Source organism: Streptococcus sp. ST14, from assembly GCF_046098195.1.
Lineage (GTDB): Bacteria > Bacillota > Bacilli > Lactobacillales > Streptococcaceae > Streptococcus.
This window is the reverse complement of sequence record NZ_JBJUSF010000012.1, coordinates 46,237-60,584: the sequence shown is the minus strand read 5'-3', so window position 1 is coordinate 60,584 and position 14,348 is coordinate 46,237. Positions and strand designations below refer to the sequence as shown.

Genomic DNA, 14,348 nt, shown 5'->3' with positions numbered 1-14,348 from the left:
TGCTAAAATCGTTCTAGATCGTTTCCATATTATCCAACATCTCAGCCGTGCCATGAGTCGTTTTCGTGTTCAAATTATGAATCAGTTTGAACGAAAATCTCATGAATACAAGGCTATCAAGCGTTACTGGAAACTCATCCAACAGGATAGTCGTAAACTCAGCGATAAACGTTTTTATCGCCCTACTTTTCGCATGCACTTAACAAATAAAGAAATTCTTGACAAGATTTTAAGCTATTCAGAAGACTTGAAACACCACTATCAGATTTATCAACTCTTACTTTTTCACTTTCAGAACAAAGATCCTGAGAAATTTTTCGGACTCATTGAGGACAATCTGAAGCAGGTTCATCCTATTTTTCAGACTGTCTTTAAAACCTTTCTAAAGAACAAAGAAAAAATCGTCAACGCTCTTCAATTACCTTATTCCAACGCAAAATTGGAAGCGACTAATAATCTCATCAAACTTATCAAACGAAACGCCTTTGGATTTCGGAACTTTGAAAACTTCAAAAAACGGATTTTTATCGCTCTGAATATCAAAAAAGAAAGGACGAAATTTGTCCTTTCTCGAGCTTAGCTTTTCATCAACCCACTACAGTTGACAAAGAGCCACTTTTATTTATAAATCCTTTTACGATATTTTCAATCGTGTACGTAGTCGGTCTGCTTGAGCTTTGCCAATTATCTTGTCTAATAGTCGTGTCCGTAGGCTCATCAAACCATACAGACCTCCTCCAAGCCCTCCGATGAGAGCCACATAAAGGAAACTCCAGAAACGTCCACTTGGCTGGAAGACAAAACCGATTATCCACTGCAAAAAGCCAACTAGGATAAACATGACAAGGGTCAAGATGGTAATCAAAATAGTCCGTTTCAAGATTATCTTTCGACGAGCACCCGTTACCTGGCAGATGTCTCGGTACATCAAGACATTCGGAATGATTAAGCCGATAGTCGTTGAAATCAAAGGACCGTAGCTGTGGAAAATAGCAATGGTTGGCAATTGCAAGACGATCTTAGCAATGGAACCATAGATAAAGTAAAGAACTGCCTTGCGGTTGCGGAACATGGCCTGAAGCATGGGAGACAAGACCATATACAAGCCTAGGATAGTAGACTGCAAAACTGCAAAGACAAATAAGCCCATGGCCAGACTATCTGGCTTACCGTAAAAGACTGTATAAAGAGGCTCCCCTACCATGACCACTCCAACCGTTGCCGGCAGTAGAAATAAGAAGAGCATGGTGAGGCTATCTTGGACTAGGCGAGCCGCCGCCTGCAAGTCGCCTTTTACATAGTTTTCCGTCAAAAGCGGCAAGCCGACACTCCCGATTGAAACTCCCACAGAGATTAAAATCATAGTAATTTTATTAGGATTGGCTGAGAAATAAGAAAACATGACAACCAAGTCTTCATTGCTGTAGTTAGTAAACCACTTCATACTATTGATAAAGGTCATCTGGTCTAAGATTTGGAAGAGTTGAATGGCTGATCCTGTCAGGATAAAGGGAATGGCTTCCTTGATGGTATCGACTAAGAGTCGCTTACTATTAATCCTATCCCGTGTTTCAAAAACTCTTTTAAGCAAACCTTCTTGGGCAAGGAAATAAATCAAGACTGCAAAACTTGCCACCATCCCCACAAAGGCCGCAAAGGTCGATTGGGTAACGGCTGATAAGTAGTCACCAGAACCCATCTTCATAATGAAGAAGGTTGCCATCAACATCCAGATAACACGGATTACCTGCTCGGCGATTTGACTCATAGCATAGGGTTTCAGGTTATTCATCCCTTGGAAGAATCCTCTGATGACACTCATAGATGGGAAAATCAAGACCGCCCAAGCCAAGCTCTGCATGATGGGAATCAGATCTTTCCCCACACCTGACAAATCTGCTAACCAGGGAGAAAAGAGATACAAGACCAAGGCAAAGACCAAGCCCAAGCCTGTCATAAAGCTTAGGAAACTCCGAATCAAGGCAAAGCTATGCTCTTCTTCTCGCATGGTATTGTACTTAGCCACTTGTTTGGCGACCGCAACTGGGATACCCGCTGTCGAAATCAGCAAGAACCAGGCGTAAATATTGTAGCCCATGGTAAAGAGTCCATTTGCCTTAGCAGCATAGGTCCCCATCCAGATATACCAGGGAATAATGTAGATAGCACCAAGGAGGCGACTAATAAAGTTACTAGCTGTTAGCCAAGCAGTCCCTCGCAACATCTGGGCTTGCTGGTGATTGTTTTCGTTAGACATAGCTTCCTCATTCAATTTTGATAACTAGGAAAAGTTCCTTATCTTCCATTATAAACTTTTCCTTGTTACTTGTAAAATTCGGGCTTGAAGTTTATAATAGAAAGTATGATTAAGATTGAAACCGTATTAGATATTTTAAAGAAAGATGGCCTTTTTCGTGAGATTGTTGACCAAGGACATTACCACTACAACTACAGTGAAGTTGTTTTTGACAGCATCAGTTACGACAGTCGAAAAGTAAAAGAAGGCACTCTTTTTTTTGCAAAAGGCGCTGCTTTTAAAAAAGAATACCTCCTATCTGCTATAAGTCAGGGCTTAGCCTGGTATGTCGCAGAAAAGGACTACGAGGTTGGTATCCCCGTCATCGTTGTGAACGATATCAAAAAAGCCATGAGTTTAATTGCTATGGAATTCTATGGCAATCCACAAAAGAAACTCAAAATTCTCGCTTTCACAGGTACAAAAGGAAAGACAACAGCTGCTTACTTTGCTTACCACATCCTATCTCAACGCTACCCAACAGCTCTCTTGTCAACTATGAACACAACTCTGGATGGCAAGACCTTCTTTAAATCTTCCTTCTCAACACCCGAAAATATCGATCTTTTCGACATGATGGCTCAGGCTGTTAAAAATGGAAGAACCCATCTTGTAATGGAAGTCTCTAGCCAAGCCTATCTTGTTCATCGAGTCTATGGTCTGACCTTTGATGTAGGTGTCTTTCTTAACATCACTCCTGACCATATCGGTCCGATTGAGCATCCAAGCTTTGAAGATTACTTCTACCACAAACGTCTCTTGATGAAAAATAGCCGAGCAGTTGTCATTAATAGCGACATGGACCATTTTTCTGTATTGAAAGAACAAGTGGAAGATCAAGAACATGACTTCTATGGTAGCCAGTCAAGTAACCAAATCGAGAACTCCAAAGCCTTTAGCTTTTCCGCTACAGGTAAACTCGCTGGTGATTATGATATCCAACTCATCGGCCACTTTAACCAAGAAAATGCCGTTGCTGCAGGACTTGCCTGTCTTCGTCTAGGTGCCAGTCTTGAAGATATCAAAAAAGGGATCGCTGCAACCCGCGTCCCTGGACGTATGGAAGTTCTCACTCAGAAAAATGGAGCCAAGGTCTTCATCGACTACGCCCACAATGGTGACAGTCTGAAAAAACTGATTTCTGTTGTTGAAACTCATCAAACTGGAAAGATTGCTCTGGTTCTCGGTTCGACTGGAAACAAGGGTGAAAGTCGTCGCAAAGACTTTGGACTCCTCCTCAATCAACACCCTGAGATTCATGTCTTTCTCACCGCTGATGACCCCAACTATGAGGATCCAATGGTCATTGCTGAAGAAATCAGTAGCTATATCAGTCATCCTGTTGAAAAGATTGCCGATCGTGAACAAGCCATCAAGGCGGCCATGGCCATCACAAATCAAGAACTCGATGCCGTGATTATTGCAGGCAAGGGAGCTGATTGTTACCAAATCGTCCAAGGAAAGAAAGAAGACTATCCTGGAGACGCAGCTATCGCAGAACGTTATCTATAAAAAAAATCAAGGGAAACATTCCCTTGATTTTTTTAGTCTTCTTTTTTAAATGAATTTTTAAGACCTTCAACGGCACCTTCTACAGCACCTTTAGCTTCTTCGACAACTTCTTTTGCTTTCGCAACTGTTTTTTCTACAGTGCCTTCTGCTTCTGTCTTGCTATCGCCAGTAACTTTACCAAATCCTTCTTTGATAGCACCAGTTGCTTGATCCAATTTATTTTCAAGTGACATAACTCTGTCTCCTTTGCTTTTAATACGATAATGGTTATCGCTTACATTTAGTTTATGCTTATTCTTTAGCAAAGTCAAACAATCTGCTCAAAAGCAAACAATTAAGACAAATAGAAAGTCAACCGTTCCTTGTCAAAATCAACAGCCAACTCATACTTCCCTTCTTCATTTTGAACAATATAGCCTAGGACGACCAAACTATCCACAAAGATATCACGGCGTTTCTGCATCAGTTGATCTTTTTTGAGGAATTTTAACAAAAAAGTCGTCATATATTTGAGGGCATACTCAGGGTTAACATCTCCTAAAATATCATAGAGTTTCTGCTGTTTTTCTGTCAAAGGATATTGGTGCTTGACCTTGTAGAAATAGTTGGATAGGGTCATCTTTTCTCTTGCAAAGTCCGTATCTTCGACTAAAATGGCAGCATTGGTTTGATTGCGCAATTCTGTCTCAAAAGTCTTTTTCAGCAAAGCTTGATAGACTGGACTATCCTCTCTGACAAAAATCTCTTGGTCAAGGACCAGACTGTCTATTGATTCTAGAAAAGGGAGATTAAGGGAATAACGTTTGTTTTCCCTTCGGATCAAACCTGCCTTTATATACTCTTCCATGAGTTTATCAACTGCTACATCTGGAAACTGGGCCTTGATTTCTCGGAGGATCACATCATCATGCTGGTCCAGATAGTCCACCAAATCTATAAAAAATGGCTGTCGAGTCAAACGAGAGGGATTAAAAATCTGAATCATGAAGATTCCTTTCTTTACATTCTAAAAGAGGGGATGCTGCTAGTTGACTAGGATTGGTCCCTGGTTGATTCAGGGGCACAGGAAGTTCGAGTTTCCTGTAATAGTCCCTCCAAAAATCACTGATCTCCTGCTCCCCGTCCCCAAATTTCATGGGAATAGTTTCAAAAATCGGTAGGATTTCAGCAATATACTGGGAGCAATAAAAGCCATTCCCATCCGGATAAAACGAGCTATTATAAGGAGCACCTAGATATTGATAAGCCTTCTCCTTCACCAAGTCAACTTCCATCTCTGGATAGACATAAAGGTCGTAGAGATGAGTCTGTTCAAAAAAATCAGCTGGTTCTTGACAGATGACACCTGCTTGCCCACTAGCATGGTAGATCAAACCGTCCAAAAAGATGGCTACATGACTATAGTTCCCCGTAGAAGCCTGGATGGCCTGCCCCATATCTGAAAGATCCTTCACAAAGATCAAATCACCATTTTCTAACATCTTTCTCTCCTAGAAAAAAAGGAGCCGAAACCCCTTTAGCTATAAGGAAAACACTGTTTTCTCGTGTCAATCTCCAGTCAAATAATTACCATTTAAATAATTCATTAAATATATTATAAGAATCACTCTAGCTGAAAATAATAAAGCAGACCCAAACTTCCAAAAGACAGAGCTAAGTAGAGGATTCCTATTTGCAATCCATACAAATGCCAAAAACTACCACTAACCAAAATAAAAATCGATGTCTCAGCAACGAAGCGATGCCATTTTTTAAAAGCATGTGGAGATTTTGGTGCCATATATCGCGCCCAAAAAAAGATTAATAGAACTGCTAGAAGAAAAAATAGGAATTTTTCCAGCCAAGAAATTTGTATCACAGACACGGAGAAAAGACCAAGGATTGCCACAGCCTCAACCAAAAAGCGCAGTCCTTCAATCAATCGCATCATGCTATCACCTTCTATAAATAGTCAAATTAACAGTCTCAAATATTCTTTAAATATTACCCATTAAAGCTTTCAGTCAACTGAGGCACCACTTGTTTCTTACGTGAAACAGCACCTGGAAGGAAAGCGTGGTTATTTTCAAGTTTGAAGTTGAAGGCTGCTTCCACCTTGTCCATATTTGATCCAAGAGCAAGGATTTCTGAATTTGAGTTGACGATATCTGTAATCATCAAGACAAAATCAGAGTAGCCATTTGCAGTATTGGCAGCTTGCATAGCTGCTTCGATTTCAGCTTGGCGTTCCAAGACTTCAGCAATATCAACTGTGTTAACCTGAGCAACACGAACCTTATTTCCGTTGAGTTCAAAAGTCTTAGCATCGATGTCAATCAATTCTTCAGCAGATTTACTAGCCAAGTTTGTACCAGCTTTCAGCATAGCCAAACCGTACTCTTCCAAGTTGACATCTGCTAATTCTGCCAATTCAGGAGCAATGACTTTATCAGATGGGTGTGTTGTTGGAGATTTCAAAAGAAGGGTATCTGAAATCAAACCTGAAAGCATCAAACCTGCGATTTCTTTAGGAACTGCCACACCATGTTCTTTGAACATGCGGTAAACGATAGATGAAGCTGATCCAACTGGTTCCAAGCGCATGTAAAGTGGGCTGGCAGTTTCAAAATTAGCCACACGGTGGTGATCCACAACACCGTAAACTTCTACTTCAGCGATATCTGATACTGATTGTTGGAATTCATTGTGGTCAGTCAAGATGACTTGTTCTGCACCTTCTGCTTTAGCAGATGTGATGACTCGTGGTGCTTCTACACCAAAATAGTTCAAAACGAAAGCTGTTTCTTCATTAGGAGTTCCAAGTGCTACTGCTTCTGTGTCCAATCCATAAGCCTCTTTTGCAAGATAAGCAAAGGCTACAGATGACCCGATGGCATCTGAGTCTGGATTTTGGTGACCAAATACTAGAATCTTAGACATGATAATACCTCTTTAAATTTATTCATCTTATTGTAGCACTTTTTTCCTCTTTTGACAAAAGTAAGAGGAGCCAAAAGACTCCTCCTTAGACATCAATATGGTTGACTAGATTTTTCTCTTGATTTTCAGATAAAAATCGTTCTTTCTGAGGACGTTTCTTTCGTTTGAGGAGAGCCTCGGCAGACATGGCTTCTTCCTTACTGGCAAAACCCTCTACATAGATGAGTTTGACTGGCAAGCGAGCTCGGGTATACTTGGCTCCCTTACCACTATTATGAACGGCAAGGCGCCTCTTCACATCCGTTGTATAGCCCGTATAGTAAGAACCGTCGCGACACTCCACCACATACATATAGGCCTTATGATCCATAGTAAATCTCTTGAATTTCTGGTGTATAAGAACCATCATCATTGTGAACGATGAGTGGTGGCAAGACCTTAAAGCCACTGGTCGATCCATCCTTGATAGCTTCGATTAAGAGCATATTAGCCTCCTTCTCACGTTTAGGATAGACAAATTGCAGGCGCTTGGGTGCTAAATTATGGCGTTGAAGCATGTCTAAGATATCCAAGAGCCGATCTGGACGATGAACCATGGCCAAACGGCCATTAGACTTGAGAATACTCTGAGCACTACGGCAAATTTCTTTTAGGTTAGTCGTAATTTCGTGTCTGGCCAGAAGGTAATGTTCACTCTCGTTCAGATTGGAATGCGGATCCACCTTAAAATAAGGCGGATTGCACAAAATCATATCCACCTTACTTCCCTGAATGTGGGCAGGCATATTTTTCAAATCATCACAGATGACCTGCATCTGCTCTTCCAAGCCATTCAACTGAACCGAACGCTCTGCCATATCCGCCAAGCGCTCCTGAATCTCTACAGATATTATCCGCGCCTGAGTACGTGAACTAGCAAAAAGTCCCACTGCACCATTTCCAGCACAAAAGTCCACAATTAAACCCCGTTTAGGGAAGCGAGGAAAGCGTGATAAAAGAACACTATCCACCGAATAGCTAAACACCTCTCTATTTTGGATGATTTTGATATCTGTCGAAAAGAGCTGATTGATTCGCTCTCCTGGTTTTAATAATTGTTCTTCTTTCATACTTTTATTATAACAAATGATGTTAATATTACAAACGATTTAAATAATCGTATTTATGGCTTCTTCTTTAAATACTCTAGTGCCTCACGCGTCCAAACAGGCATCATTCGCCCAAGTGGTGCAAAACCGTGCTTGATCCGATCATTTGAAAAACGTCTCCGTCTTGGCAATTGATGTTTTTCCTCTTCCAAGGTACGGATAGAAAGACTAGCCTTCCCAGTGTATTCGTCAAAATCCACCACCTGAACTTGGACTTCATCACCAATTTTTAAAATGTCATAGATATTTTCAATAAATCCCGTCCGAATCTCCGAGATGTGAATCAGCCCTGTCACCCCTGTCTCTAACTCAACAAAGGCACCATAGGGCTGAATTCCTGTAATACGCCCAGTTAGCTTATCACCAATTTTCATTCTAGTCCTCAATTTCAATCGTTTCAATTACTACATCTTCAACTGGTTTGTCCATTGCACCAGTCTCAACAGCTGCAATGGCATCCAAGACCGCAAACGATTCTGCGTCCACCAATTGCCCAAAAACAGTATGGCGACGGTCAAGGTGAGGAGTTCCACCTTGTTCTGCATAAATCTCAGCGATTGGTTCAGGCCAGCCACCACGCGCAATCTCTTTTTTAGAGTACGGCAAATGTTGGTTTTGAACGATAAAGAACTGGCTGCCATTGGTATTTGGACCCGCATTGGCCATAGAAAGGGCACCACGGATATTGTAGAGTTCTTCTGAAAATTCATCTTCAAAAGAGTCGCCGTAGATTGACTCACCACCCATACCAGTACCAGTTGGATCTCCACCTTGGATCATAAAGTCCTTAATAATACGGTGGAAAATCACACCATCATAGTAACCGTCTTTTGACAGAGCAACAAAGTTGGCTACTGTTTTGGGAGCATGTTCAGGGAAGAGCTTGATACGCAAGTCTCCGTGATTTGTTTTAATGGTCGCAAGCGGACCTTCTACTGCTTCAATGTCTACTTGTGGGAAATGCAATTCTTTTTCTACCATACCAAATCCTTCTAAGGCATCAAAAATGCCATCTTCTTCTACTGTTTTTGTAATATAATCTGCTTTTTCTTTGATCTTTTCGTGGGAAACTCCCATAGCAACACTAATACCTGCATAATCAAAGAGTTCTAAATCGTTAAGACCGTCCCCAAAGACCATGACATTCTCTGGTTTAAAGCCTAGATGTTCCACCACCTTGGCTACACCAGTTGCTTTGGATCCTGAAATCGGCACGATATCTGATGAATGTTCATGCCAACGCACCATTCGAAGTTTACCTGAGAGACTATCTGGTAGGTGCAAGTCATCCCCTTTATCCTCAAAGGTCCACATCTGGTAAATATCTGCTTTTTCATGGAAGTTAGGATCCACATCCAAGTTTGGATAAATCGGATCAATCGCCTCACTGATCAGTTCTGTTCGCGTGGAGAGTTTGGCGTCATGACTACCAACCAGGCCGTACTCAATTCCCTCGTCCTTCGTCCAAGAAATGTACTCCTCAACATCTGACTTGTCAATCTGATGCTGATAAATGACCTGGCCTTTTTTATCTTCTATATAAGCCCCATTTAGGGTTACAAAAAAGTCCGGTTTGAGCTCTAGAATCTCTGGAACAACACCGAAAATACCTCGCCCAGAGGCGATACCTGTTAAAATCCCTTTCTCTCGCAACTGCTTAAAAACAGTGGGAATTGTAGCTGGAATAAAGCCCGTCTTTGACGTACGCAAGGTATCATCAATGTCAAAAAAGACAATTCTAATCTTCTTTGCCTTGTATTTTAATTTTGCATCCATCTCTCTACCTCTTTTTTATCACTCTTTCCATTATACCATAAAGTAGAGAAATCCCCTATCTTCAAAAAAATTCGCTATCTCTTATTCGAACTTCTTGGATAGGTACAGAACTAAATCATCATTATTTTGAATAGTTGCATTCATTTCCAAGGGCTGATTTCGATACCAAACACCCGTCCCATCTGGAATATAACCTCGTTTGATGTACAATCTCTGGGCAGGTCCATACCCTGAATGGAGCCCAACACCAAGGGTAACCTTATCCGATATGAGCTTAACTCGTTTTTCCGCTTCTTCCAGCAAGAGGTTTCCAATACCTTGATTTTGAAAAGGTTCAAAGACATTGAAATCTGATAGTTCTGGATAGATTTCTGCAAAAGGCCCCTGCTTAGCGCAAGGCAAAATTGTGACATAACCCGCTAAAGCACCCCCAACCTCTGCAACTAAGACTTCTCTCTCACCACATTCTTGCTCAAGAAAATACCTTGCCAAAATTTCTTCTCTACCCGGCCAACCTTGATTGGTAAAACCTTGGGATAGTTCTTTAACATCAGATGTTTGCATTTTTCTAATCAGACACGTTGTTTCCATAAGGTACTCCTTAAAAGCCTTCTTCCACTATTATAGCACGATAATAGAGATTAAAAGAAAAAACCTAGTAAGACAAAAGAATCTTACTAGGTCAAAAGGGACTCCATTCTAACAGAGTCCTGGAAAAGTCTGAAAAAAAGGGCCACTGGACCCAACTCGCTCTCTCATTTCAAGGCTCATGAAAAAAAGACCCGTTGGGGTCTGAAAAAGAGGTCCCCCGGACCTCTTTTTTAATCTTCGTTTACGAAAGGCATCAAAGCCATTACGCGAGCGCGTTTGATAGCTGTTGTTACTTTACGTTGGTTTTTAGCTGAAGTTCCAGTTACACGACGAGGAAGGATTTTCCCACGTTCTGAAACGAAACGGCTAAGAAGCTCAGTATCTTTGTAATCAACATATTCAATTTTGTTTGCTGCGATGTAATCAACTTTTTTACGGCGTTTGAATCCGCCACGACGTTGTTGAGCCATGTTTTTTCTCCTTTATAGTATTAATTGTCCATTAGAATGGTAAATCATCATCTGAAATGTCCAATGGATTGGTTGCTCCAAATGGATTCTCAGAACGTGAAAAGTCTGGTACTGGGTTTGCAGGTGCTGATCGACCAGCAGTTGGTGCAGAATAAGCTCCACCTGAATGTCCTTCGCGCACTCCGCGGCTTTCCAACATTTGGAAATTCTCAGCCACGACTTCTGTTACGTAGACACGTTGTCCTTGCTGGTTATCGTAACTACGAGTCTGGATACGACCTGTGATCCCGATAAGAGAGCCTTTTTTAGCCCAGTTAGCAAGATTTTCAGCCTGTTGGCGCCACATAACGACATTGATGAAATCAGCCTCACGTTCGCCATTTTGACTCTTGAATGTACGGTTTACTGCAAGAGTAAAAGTCGCAACTGCTACATTTGATGGGGTATAACGCAACTCAGCGTCACGTGTCATACGCCCTACAAGTACAACATTGTTAATCATAATTTACCTTCTTACGCGTCAAGTTTGACGATCATGTGACGAAGAATGTCAGCGTTGATTTTTGAAAGACGGTCAAACTCTTTAAGAGCTGCGTCGTCGTTTGCTTCAACGTTAACGATGTGGTAAAGTCCTTCACGGAAATCTTGGATTTCGTATGCAAGACGACGTTTTTCCCATGATTTTGATTCAACAACAGTTGCACCGTTGTCAGTCAAGATAGAGTCAAAACGTGCTACCAAAGCGTTTTTCGCTTCTTCTTCAATGTTTGGACGAATGATATAAAGAATTTCGTATTTAGCCATTGATATGTTCCTCCTTTTGGTCTAATGACCCCTAGTCTTTGCAAGGGGTAAGTGAGGTTTGCTCACAATAAACTATTATACTAGAAAAACTGATAGATAGCAAGATAAAAGTGAAAAAAGAAGATGAAATTATCTTCTTTTTACTAATTTATGGTTTGATACGGTGCAACATACGTGGGAATGGAATGGCTTCACGGATATGTTTTGTACCTGCTGCGAAAGTTACCATACGTTCAATACCGATACCAAATCCTCCGTGTGGTACTGTACCATATTTACGAAGGTCAAGGTAAAATTCATACTCTGTACGATCCATGCCAAGTTCTTCCATTTTAGCGACAAGGGCATCGTAGTCTTCCTCACGCATAGAACCACCGATGATTTCTCCGTAACCTTCTGGTGCAAGCAAGTCTGCACAAAGTACGCGCTCTGGATTTCCAGGAACTGGTTTCATGTAGAAGGCCTTGATAGCTGCTGGGTAGTTCATAACAAATGTTGGCACACCAAAGTGGTTTGAAATCCATGTTTCGTGTGGTGAACCAAAGTCATCGCCATGCTCAAGATGCTCGTAGTCAGCATCTTCATCATTTTCATGCTCTTGCAAAAGGTCAATGGCTTGATCGTAAGTGATACGTTTGAAAGGCTCTGCAATGTAGCGTTTCAAAAGCTCTGTATCACGTTCCAAGGTTTCCAAGGCTTGAGGCGCACGATCCAAAACGCCTTGAAGAAGAGCTTTAACATAAGCTTCTTGCAAGTCAAGTGACTCATCGTGTGTCAAGTATGAGTACTCCGCATCCATCATCCAAAACTCAGTCAAGTGACGGCGCGTTTTTGATTTTTCAGCACGGAATACTGGACCAAAGTCAAAGACACGGCCAAGAGCCATAGCTCCTGCTTCTAGGTAAAGCTGACCTGATTGACTCAAGTAGGCTGGCGTTCCGAAGTAATCTGTTTCAAAGAGTTCTGTTGAATCTTCAGCCGCGTTTCCTGAAAGAATTGGGCTATCAAATTTCATGAAGCCGTTCTTGTCGAAAAACTCATAAGTTGCATAGATGATAGCGTTACGGATTTGCATCACCGCCACTTGCTTACGAGAGCGGAGCCACAAGTGACGGTTGTCCATCAAGAAGTCTGTTCCGTGTTCTTTTGGTGTGATTGGGTAGTCTTGAGATTCACCGATCACTTCGATATCTGTAATATCCAACTCATAGCCAAACTTAGAACGTTCGTCTTCTTTGACAATTCCTGTCACATAAACAGAAGTTTCTTGGCTCAATCGTTTGATGACATCAAACTTCTCAAGTCCCACTTCCTCACCGAACTTTTCAATAAAGTTTGGTTTAAAGGCAACTCCTTGGAAGAAGGCTGTCCCATCACGCAATTGCAAGAAGGCAATTTTCCCTTTTCCAGATTTGTTGGCAACCCAGGCTCCGATGGTCACTTCTTGACCAACGTAGTCTTTTACATCGATAATTGTTACACGTTTTGTCATAATCTATCTTCCTTTTTTCGTTTAACTTGTCCGAAGACATCATTACCCACTATTTTACCATAAATGGACTGTGATAGCTAGGTTCTACTAGAGAAAAATCGCGAGATTTTCGTTACAAAAAATCTTCGCTAAAAAGGCGAAGATTCTAAGTTTTATTTTTCCATAAACTGGTGCAAACGACGAATAGCTTCTTTTAATGTGTCCAAGTCTGTGGCATAGCTGAGACGAACATTTTCTGGTGCTCCAAATCCAGCTCCTGTAATCAAGGCAAGGCCGACTTCTTCGAGAATAGCCGTTGTAAACTCTGTCACATCGGTATAACCCTTCATCTCCATCGCTTTTTTGACATTTGGGAAGAGATAGAAGGCACCTTGGGGCTTGACAACTTCAAATCCTGGTACTTGGCACAAGAGAGGGTAAATAGTGTTCAAACGTTCCTCAAAAGCCTGGCGCATGGTTTCAACAGAGTCTTGCGGTCCAGTTAGGGCTTCAATGGTAGCATATTGCGATACGGCAGTCAGATTGGAAGTTGTTTGTCCTGTTAGTTTGCTCATAGCAGCGATAATTTCAGGATTTCCCACAGCATAACCTACCCGCCAACCAGTCATGGCATAGGCCTTAGATACACCGTTAATCACAATGGTTTGCTTGCGAATGGCTTCTGACAGACTAGAAATTGGAACAAATTCGTTCCCGTTATAAACCAGACGTCCATAAATATCATCTGCTAGGATAAGGACATCATGCGCAACAGCCCAATTTCCGATAGCCCTGAGTTCCTCACGAGAGTAAATCATACCAGTCGGATTCGATGGCGAATTGAGAACCAAGACCTTGGTCTTATCTGTTCGGGCTGCTTCTAGCTGCTCTACTGTTACTTTAAAGTAATTGTCTTCCTTGGCCTGGACAAAAACTGGCACACCTTCTGCCATCTTGACTTGGTCTCCATAACTAACCCAGTATGGTGTAGGGATGATGACCTCATCACCTGGATTGACCACGGCCATAAAAAAGGTATAGAGAGAGAACTTAGCACCTGTGGCAAAGGTAACCTCGTTAGCCGCTACGGAATACCCATAGTAGCGTTCAAAATAGGTATTAACCGCCGCTTTTAACTCTGGTAGGCCTGAAGCAACTGTATAAAAGGAAGCTCGTCCATCTCGAATCGCTTCTATCGCTGCATCCTGAATGTTTTCAGGAGTATGAAAATCAGGCTGTCCCAAGGTTAAGAAAAGAACATCTTTTCCCTGAGCTTTTAATGCTTTGGCTCTTGCATCACTGGCTAGAGTGACGCTTTCTTCCATCTCTAGTACACGTTTGGATAGTTTCATATGCCCTCC

17 protein-coding genes and 1 pseudogene are annotated in these 14,348 nt (G+C 41.7%); 2 read left to right on the top strand and 16 right to left on the bottom strand.

Annotated features, from left to right (window positions below; all coding sequences use genetic code 11):
• A pseudogene (locus ACIY19_RS05620) lies at positions 1-580 on the top strand (ISL3-like element IS1167A family transposase); the annotation flags it as partial.
• A 54-nt stretch (positions 581-634) separates the two neighbouring features.
• Here ACIY19_RS05620 and ACIY19_RS05615 read toward each other — a convergent pair.
• Positions 635-2,257, bottom strand: a complete 1,623-nt coding sequence (locus tag ACIY19_RS05615) for a polysaccharide biosynthesis protein (RefSeq protein WP_061586655.1) — start codon at positions 2,255-2,257, stop codon at positions 635-637.
• A gap of 105 nt (positions 2,258-2,362) precedes the next feature.
• Here ACIY19_RS05615 and ACIY19_RS05610 point away from each other — a divergent pair, with 105 nt between their 5' ends.
• Entirely contained in the window at positions 2,363-3,808 is a 1,446-nt protein-coding gene (locus tag ACIY19_RS05610) for a UDP-N-acetylmuramoyl-L-alanyl-D-glutamate--L-lysine ligase (RefSeq protein WP_409002904.1), read from the top strand.
• Positions 3,809-3,840: 32 nt separating this feature from the next.
• Here ACIY19_RS05610 and ACIY19_RS05605 read toward each other — a convergent pair whose 3' ends face one another.
• From ACIY19_RS05605 to ACIY19_RS05535, 15 genes are all read right to left on the bottom strand, one after another.
• Positions 3,841-4,041 (bottom strand): CsbD family protein, encoded by a 201-nt coding sequence (locus ACIY19_RS05605; protein ID WP_033584493.1) that lies wholly within the window; start codon positions 4,039-4,041, stop codon positions 3,841-3,843.
• A gap of 101 nt (positions 4,042-4,142) precedes the next feature.
• The gene (locus ACIY19_RS05600) at positions 4,143-4,793 is read right to left on the bottom strand and encodes a DUF1803 domain-containing protein (RefSeq protein WP_409002903.1); all 651 of its coding nucleotides are present in this window, start codon (positions 4,791-4,793) and stop codon (positions 4,143-4,145) included.
• On the bottom strand, positions 4,777-5,289 hold the full coding sequence (locus ACIY19_RS05595; RefSeq protein WP_409002902.1) for a YiiX/YebB-like N1pC/P60 family cysteine hydrolase: 513 nt from the start codon (positions 5,287-5,289) through the stop codon (positions 4,777-4,779). Before ACIY19_RS05595 ends, ACIY19_RS05600 begins: the two co-directional genes overlap by 17 nt.
• 122 nt (positions 5,290-5,411) lie before the next feature.
• Complete coding sequence (locus tag ACIY19_RS05590) at positions 5,412-5,738, bottom strand: DUF2568 domain-containing protein (protein ID WP_409002901.1); 327 nt, start codon at positions 5,736-5,738, stop codon at positions 5,412-5,414.
• A gap of 53 nt (positions 5,739-5,791) precedes the next feature.
• Complete coding sequence (locus tag ACIY19_RS05585) at positions 5,792-6,727, bottom strand: manganese-dependent inorganic pyrophosphatase (protein WP_409002900.1); 936 nt, start codon at positions 6,725-6,727, stop codon at positions 5,792-5,794.
• Between the two features lie 85 nt (positions 6,728-6,812).
• On the bottom strand, positions 6,813-7,097 hold the full coding sequence (locus ACIY19_RS05580) for a GIY-YIG nuclease family protein (protein WP_000349631.1): 285 nt from the start codon (positions 7,095-7,097) through the stop codon (positions 6,813-6,815).
• Positions 7,087-7,836, bottom strand: coding sequence for a tRNA1(Val) (adenine(37)-N6)-methyltransferase (locus ACIY19_RS05575; RefSeq protein ID WP_000657018.1), 750 nt, complete (start codon positions 7,834-7,836; stop codon positions 7,087-7,089). The genes ACIY19_RS05580 and ACIY19_RS05575 overlap by 11 nt, the downstream gene beginning before the upstream one ends.
• A 53-nt stretch (positions 7,837-7,889) precedes the next feature.
• Positions 7,890-8,249, bottom strand: coding sequence for a S1 RNA-binding domain-containing protein (locus ACIY19_RS05570; protein WP_000689620.1), 360 nt, complete (start codon positions 8,247-8,249; stop codon positions 7,890-7,892).
• Between the two features lies 1 nt (position 8,250).
• Positions 8,251-9,651, bottom strand: a complete 1,401-nt coding sequence (locus ACIY19_RS05565; RefSeq protein ID WP_409002899.1) for a bifunctional Cof-type HAD-IIB family hydrolase/peptidylprolyl isomerase — start codon at positions 9,649-9,651, stop codon at positions 8,251-8,253.
• 81 nt (positions 9,652-9,732) lie between these two features.
• Complete coding sequence (locus ACIY19_RS05560) at positions 9,733-10,242, bottom strand: GNAT family N-acetyltransferase (protein ID WP_409002898.1); 510 nt, start codon at positions 10,240-10,242, stop codon at positions 9,733-9,735.
• 230 nt (positions 10,243-10,472) lie between these two features.
• Complete coding sequence (gene rpsR / locus ACIY19_RS05555) at positions 10,473-10,712, bottom strand: 30S ribosomal protein S18 (RefSeq protein WP_000068664.1); 240 nt, start codon at positions 10,710-10,712, stop codon at positions 10,473-10,475.
• Positions 10,713-10,743: 31 nt separating this feature from the next.
• A complete protein-coding gene (gene ssbA / locus ACIY19_RS05550; protein WP_409002896.1) occupies positions 10,744-11,214 on the bottom strand; it encodes a single-stranded DNA-binding protein SsbA in 471 nt (156 codons plus the stop codon).
• A gap of 11 nt (positions 11,215-11,225) precedes the next feature.
• On the bottom strand, positions 11,226-11,516 hold the full coding sequence (gene rpsF / locus ACIY19_RS05545; protein WP_001151782.1) for a 30S ribosomal protein S6: 291 nt from the start codon (positions 11,514-11,516) through the stop codon (positions 11,226-11,228).
• 148 nt (positions 11,517-11,664) lie between these two features.
• Positions 11,665-13,008: an asparagine--tRNA ligase gene (gene asnS, locus ACIY19_RS05540; protein ID WP_070696298.1), complete on the bottom strand. Its 1,344-nt coding sequence runs from the start codon at positions 13,006-13,008 to the stop codon at positions 11,665-11,667.
• Positions 13,009-13,160: 152 nt separating this feature from the next.
• The gene (locus tag ACIY19_RS05535) at positions 13,161-14,339 is read right to left on the bottom strand and encodes a pyridoxal phosphate-dependent aminotransferase (protein WP_409002895.1); all 1,179 of its coding nucleotides are present in this window, start codon (positions 14,337-14,339) and stop codon (positions 13,161-13,163) included.
• Positions 14,340-14,348 lie beyond the last annotated feature (9 nt).

Coding starts and splice junctions, on each gene's coding strand:
- ACIY19_RS05615 (WP_061586655.1), bottom strand. CDS start 2,257: ATGTCTAACGAAAACAATCACCAGCAAGCCCAGATGTTGCGAGGGACT.
- ACIY19_RS05610 (WP_409002904.1), top strand. CDS start 2,363: ATGATTAAGATTGAAACCGTATTAGATATTTTAAAGAAAGATGGCCTT.
- ACIY19_RS05605 (WP_033584493.1), bottom strand. CDS start 4,041: ATGTCACTTGAAAATAAATTGGATCAAGCAACTGGTGCTATCAAAGAA.
- ACIY19_RS05600 (WP_409002903.1), bottom strand. CDS start 4,793: ATGATTCAGATTTTTAATCCCTCTCGTTTGACTCGACAGCCATTTTTT.
- ACIY19_RS05595 (WP_409002902.1), bottom strand. CDS start 5,289: ATGTTAGAAAATGGTGATTTGATCTTTGTGAAGGATCTTTCAGATATG.
- ACIY19_RS05590 (WP_409002901.1), bottom strand. CDS start 5,738: ATGATGCGATTGATTGAAGGACTGCGCTTTTTGGTTGAGGCTGTGGCA.
- ACIY19_RS05585 (WP_409002900.1), bottom strand. CDS start 6,727: ATGTCTAAGATTCTAGTATTTGGTCACCAAAATCCAGACTCAGATGCC.
- ACIY19_RS05580 (WP_000349631.1), bottom strand. CDS start 7,097: ATGGATCATAAGGCCTATATGTATGTGGTGGAGTGTCGCGACGGTTCT.
- ACIY19_RS05575 (WP_000657018.1), bottom strand. CDS start 7,836: ATGAAAGAAGAACAATTATTAAAACCAGGAGAGCGAATCAATCAGCTC.
- ACIY19_RS05570 (WP_000689620.1), bottom strand. CDS start 8,249: ATGAAAATTGGTGATAAGCTAACTGGGCGTATTACAGGAATTCAGCCC.
- ACIY19_RS05565 (WP_409002899.1), bottom strand. CDS start 9,651: ATGGATGCAAAATTAAAATACAAGGCAAAGAAGATTAGAATTGTCTTT.
- ACIY19_RS05560 (WP_409002898.1), bottom strand. CDS start 10,242: ATGGAAACAACGTGTCTGATTAGAAAAATGCAAACATCTGATGTTAAA.
- rpsR (WP_000068664.1), bottom strand. CDS start 10,712: ATGGCTCAACAACGTCGTGGCGGATTCAAACGCCGTAAAAAAGTTGAT.
- ssbA (WP_409002896.1), bottom strand. CDS start 11,214: ATGATTAACAATGTTGTACTTGTAGGGCGTATGACACGTGACGCTGAG.
- rpsF (WP_001151782.1), bottom strand. CDS start 11,516: ATGGCTAAATACGAAATTCTTTATATCATTCGTCCAAACATTGAAGAA.
- asnS (WP_070696298.1), bottom strand. CDS start 13,008: ATGACAAAACGTGTAACAATTATCGATGTAAAAGACTACGTTGGTCAA.
- ACIY19_RS05535 (WP_409002895.1), bottom strand. CDS start 14,339: ATGAAACTATCCAAACGTGTACTAGAGATGGAAGAAAGCGTCACTCTA.